Source organism: Pontibacterium sp. (assembly GCF_041587635.1).
Taxonomy (GTDB): domain Bacteria; phylum Pseudomonadota; class Gammaproteobacteria; order Pseudomonadales; family Balneatricaceae; genus Pontibacterium.
The window spans coordinates 1-4,964 of the sequence record NZ_JBFGYC010000299.1 but is presented as its reverse complement, the minus strand read 5'-3'; the positions used below and the strand labels follow the sequence as shown (position 1 = coordinate 4,964).

6 protein-coding genes are annotated in these 4,964 nt (G+C 49.4%); all 6 read right to left on the bottom strand.

The features are described 5' to 3' along the window. Positions 1–273: GTPase (locus ABYW01_RS13980; RefSeq protein ID WP_372833717.1), on the bottom strand; the 273-nt coding region annotated here is incomplete at its 3' end. Beyond that, the gene (gene rnc, locus ABYW01_RS13975; RefSeq protein WP_372833714.1) at positions 273–932 is read right to left on the bottom strand and encodes a ribonuclease III; all 660 of its coding nucleotides are present in this window, start codon (positions 930–932) and stop codon (positions 273–275) included. The genes rnc and ABYW01_RS13980, both read right to left, overlap by 1 nt. A 20-nt stretch (positions 933–952) precedes the next feature. Then, entirely contained in the window at positions 953–1,330 is a 378-nt protein-coding gene (locus ABYW01_RS13970; RefSeq protein ID WP_372833713.1) for a DUF4845 domain-containing protein, read from the bottom strand. Positions 1,331–1,343: 13 nt separating this feature from the next. Further along, positions 1,344–2,156, bottom strand: coding sequence for a signal peptidase I (lepB, locus tag ABYW01_RS13965; protein WP_372833711.1), 813 nt, complete (start codon positions 2,154–2,156; stop codon positions 1,344–1,346). Between the two features lie 9 nt (positions 2,157–2,165). Continuing rightward, positions 2,166–3,965 carry a translation elongation factor 4 gene (gene lepA / locus ABYW01_RS13960; RefSeq protein ID WP_372833709.1) on the bottom strand — a complete coding sequence of 600 codons (1,800 nt, stop codon included), beginning with the start codon at positions 3,963–3,965 and terminating at the stop codon, positions 2,166–2,168. Positions 3,966–4,118: 153 nt separating this feature from the next. Beyond that, positions 4,119–4,964 (bottom strand): PDZ domain-containing protein (locus ABYW01_RS13955; protein WP_372833707.1); only part of this gene is annotated, 846 nt, incomplete at its 5' end.

Sequence of the window (4,964 nt, the reverse complement as noted above, 5' to 3'; positions counted from 1 at the left end):
GCGGTTCATGTAGCGGTTCAGGGCCTTTTTACCTTCGTCTTTGTGCAGCCCGGGCGTATCAACGTACACCACCTGCAGATCGCCTTCGGTTTTGATACCCATAATCTGATGACGGGTTGTCTGTGGCTTTTTAGAGGTAATACTCAGCTTTTGCCCCAGAATATGGTTCATCAATGTTGATTTGCCCATATTCGGACGACCAACGATGGCAACAAAGCCACAGCGCTGATCAGGATTCTGCGGTTCAAGCAGATAGGAAAGATCTTCGCCCATCAGGACTTCTCCACCTGTAATAGTTCAATGGCTGCCCGTGCAGCTTCCTGCTCGGCCTGACGCCGGCTGCTGCCAATACCTTTCGTTGGCTGCTCCAGCATCTCCACATGGCAGAGGATATAAAATGTCTGATCGTGGGCTTCGCCCTCGACTTTAATCAGCTCATACTGAGGTAACGCGATTCGACGCGACTGCAAAAACTCCTGCAGGCGGGTTTTAGAGTCTTTCTGACTCTTTTTAAGGTTAATCTGCTCCAGACGCGCCTTATACCAGCCAAGGATGAATCCGCGCACGGTATCCATATCACTGTCGAGATAGATAGCGCCAATGACAGCTTCTACGGAGTCGGCCAGAATTGAATCACGGCGAAAGCCGCCACTTTTCAATTCACCAGAGCCCAGACGCAGATAATCGCCAAACCCCAGTTCGCGGGCAATTTCAGCCAGCGTTTCGCCTTTCACCTGTCCGGCACGCAGACGGCTCAGTTCGCCTTCTCGTGCCTGCGGGAAACGCTCGTACAGGTCTTCAGCGATGACAAAGTTAAGGATAGAATCGCCCAGAAATTCCAGACGCTCGTTGTTGCGCTTACCGCAGCTGCGGTGCGTCAGAGCAAGCTCACACAAACTAGGATCGTTAAAATCGTATCCCAGTTTGCGCATTAATTCGGCTATTGGTTTGATCAAGGTTTTACGGCTTCGTATTGCTTATTAAACGAGACAACAGCGTCTACGTTGTAGAACATAGGCACACGTACTTCATAATCTAGATCGAAGTAAATCATGCCCTTCTCCTGCCGAACGACGAGTGAGTCTTTTTTCGGCAGTTTTACTTGGTTAATACGGAATTTCTTCGCCAGATCCTGACGCAGGCGTATCAACGGTTTGGAGAGTTCATCCTGATCAGTACTCACATCGGTCAGCACTGAATCAACCAGTTTGTAATCAAAGTACGCGGGGTAAAGCTTAAACCCCACAGAAAAGAAAACACCGCCAATGATCAGGACGATCATGATGGAGAGCAGAGAAGCACCTGTCTGTCGGTTACGCATCTTACTCATTCCATCCTCCTTGTTAATTAATCGCTCGGGCATCACCGAAATCTGGAATGCTGAAGAAAGATTCCCAATGCATCCACACGGCAAACGCTTTACCTACCAGCAACTCATCCGGCACAAATCCCCAGTATCGACCATCATTACTATTATCACGATTGTCACCCACCATGAAGTAATGACCCTCCGGGACAACCCACTCCCCCACAATGCCCTTACGGTTCACATCGCGGAAAATTTGATGCTGAACATCACCCAGACGTTCCTGCATCACCAACCGTTGAGGACGACTGGGAGGCAGTTGTGCCAACAGTTCTTGTGGCTGGGCCTCACCATTGATGTAAAGGGTTTTGTTCACATAGGTCACCCGATCACCCGGCAGGCCAACAACCCTCTTAATATAGTTAATATTTGGCTGTTTAGGATAACGGAATACAGCCACATCGCCCCGCTTCGGATCATTCAGCGCCAGCACTTTGGTATTCGAGACTGGTAAACGAATACCGTAGTGGTATTTATTGACCAGAATAAAGTCTCCAATCTGCAGCGTGGGCAACATAGAACCGGACGGAATCTGAAACGGTTCGACGAGAAAAGAGCGCAAAACCAGCACAACAAATAGCACTGGGAACATCGAACGCCCCGTATCAACCCAACCGGGCTCATGGGTGATCGTTGCGACTACATTTTCCGGTAATGCACCTGCCGCCTGAGCTTCTGCTTTTTCCAGCGTCACACGACGCTTCGGAGCCAGAAGGACCTTGTCGTATAGCCAGATAATCCCACAAACAGCTGTAGCAACAACTAGCAGCAGTGCAAAATCGAAATCCATGAGATGTCCTTAATTGTCCACTTTCAGCACGGCTAGGAACGCATCCTGCGGGATTTCAACACTACCCACCTGCTTCATACGTTTCTTACCTTCTTTCTGCTTGGCCAGCAGTTTCTTCTTACGGCTGACGTCACCACCGTAACATTTTGCCAACACGTTCTTACGCAACGCTTTAACGGTTGTACGGGCGATAATTTTGCCACCCAATGCCGCCTGAATGGCAACATCAAACATCTGACGTGGGATCAGCTCTTTCATCTTGTCGCACAATTGACGACCTCGATACTGTGAATTATCCCGGTGCAGGATGACGGCCAGTGCATCGACTTTATCACCATTAATCAGAATATCCATACGCACGAGTTTGGCCGATTCAAAGCGGACAAAATTGTACTCGAGGGAAGCATATCCCCGGCTGACAGACTTCAGGCGATCGAAGAAATCCAATACAACTTCAGCCATCGGAAGCTCATAGGTGACCTGAACCTGATTACCGACGTACTGCATGTTCTTCTGGATACCGCGTTTATCCACACATAAACCAATAACCGGTCCCAGGTAATCCTGTGGCACCAGAATATTCGCCTGAACAATCGGTTCCCGCATATCAACAATCGAACCCGGGTCCGGCAGTTTAGAAGGGCTATCAATGTGGATCACATCGCCATTTTGCATCTCTACTTCGTAGATTACGGTGGGCGCTGTAGTAATCAGATCCAGGTTATATTCACGTTCCAGACGTTCCTGAATGATCTCCATGTGCAGCATCCCCAGGAAGCCACAACGGAAACCAAAGCCCAGCGCATCAGATGTTTCCGGCTCGAAGAATAACGAAGCATCGTTCAACGTCAGCTTATCCAGCGCCTCACGAAAATCGTTATAGTCATCGGAACTGGTTGGGAACAAACCCGCATAAACCTGCGGCTGAACCTTCTGGAAACCGGGCAGTTCTTCTACATCCGGGGTTTTGTTGTGTGTCAGAGTATCCCCCACTGGGGCACCATGGATATCTTTGATACCCGCAACAACAAATCCTACTTCTCCCGCCTGCAAAATACCGGTTTCTTTACGTTTTGGCGTAAAGATACCAACAGAATCTACGCCGTAGTTCTGACCGGTGGACTTCACCAAAATCTTGTCTTTCTTACGCAAAGTACCTTGTACCACACGTACCAGAGAAACAACGCCAAGGTAATTATCGAACCACGAATCGATGATCAACGCTTGCAACGGCGCGTTAACATCACCTTCTGGCGCAGGAATGCTCTCTACCAACGCTTCAAGAACGTCCTCAATGCCTAATCCGCTTTTAGCGGAACACGCCACCGCTTCCGTAGCATCAATACCGATAACTTCTTCGATCTCAACACGCACACGGTCTGGATCGGCCTGAGGCAAGTCCATCTTGTTGAGGACGGGAAGTACTTCCAAACCCTGCTCAATCGCGGTGTAACAGTTAGCAACCGATTGCGCTTCAACACCCTGCGCTGCATCAACAACCAACAGCGCGCCTTCACACGCTGCTAAAGAACGGGATACTTCATAAGAGAAGTCCACATGCCCCGGCGTATCAATGAAGTTTAGCTGATAGGTTTTTCCATCCTTAGCATGGTAATCCAGAGTTACACTCTGAGCTTTGATGGTGATGCCTCGCTCGCGCTCAAGATCCATCGAATCGAGAACCTGAGCCTCCATTTCACGGGCGGACAGGCCACCACACGTCTGGATAAAACGATCGGCCAAGGTAGATTTACCATGGTCAATATGGGCGATGATGGAAAAATTTCGAATGTGATCGAGGCTGCTCACGTATTGGCTACCATTGCTGTTCAGAATCGCTTGAAAGGCGGCAAGTTTACCGTATTTACCGCACTGCGGCCATTAATCTTCAAAAACGTAAAAAGGGGCCTGGAGCCCCTTTTCCTTAGTGCTTAAATCTGGCTAAGGCATCAGCCCTAGCGGCTACTGCTGAAGCTTTAACGGAATGAAAAGAGGGCTTCCACGTCGAACGATCCGCATAGGTACCGCCCGGTTCTCTGGCAAGCTGCGTGTCGCTTCTTCAAAGTCAGCAACAGACTCGATTTGCTGTCGATTGAGCATGGTAATAATATCACCCACCATCAGACCCGCATCTGATCCTGCGCCTTGCATCACACGACGCACAACGACACCACTGCTCAAGTTCCACTTCCGCTTACGGTTATCGTCCAGTTCCGAAACAACTAAGTTCAGGCGATTAGAATCATCACGCTCTTTCTGTGGAGTGCCAACTTTTGCCAAATCCTTTTCACTGGGTAGTTCACCGATGGTCACCCAGATATTGCTCAGTTTACCAGCACGCATCACATTCACTTTCACTTTTGCGCCTGGCTTAACCCGACCGACCTGATGAGGCAGATCAGATGACAAAATCACAGGCACATTGTTGAACTTGAGAATGACATCACCCTCTTGCAGCCCGGAAGACTCGGCCGGGCTTTCAGGCAATACTTTAGCGACCAACGCACCTGCCGGCTTATCCAAGCCAAAAGATTCCGCAAGGTCTTTGTTCACTTCCTGAATAATCACCCCTAACCAACCTCGGGTCACAAAACCTTTCTCTTTCAGCTGATTAGCAACTTCCATTGCAACGTCAATCGGTATAGCAAAGGACAATCCCATGAAACCACCGGAGCGGGTATAGATCTGCGAGTTAACCCCAACAACTTCACCATCCAGATTGAACAGCGGGCCACCCGAATTACCCGGATTAATCGCCACATCCGTCTGAATAAAAGGCACATAGGTTTCATTGGCCAATGCACGTTC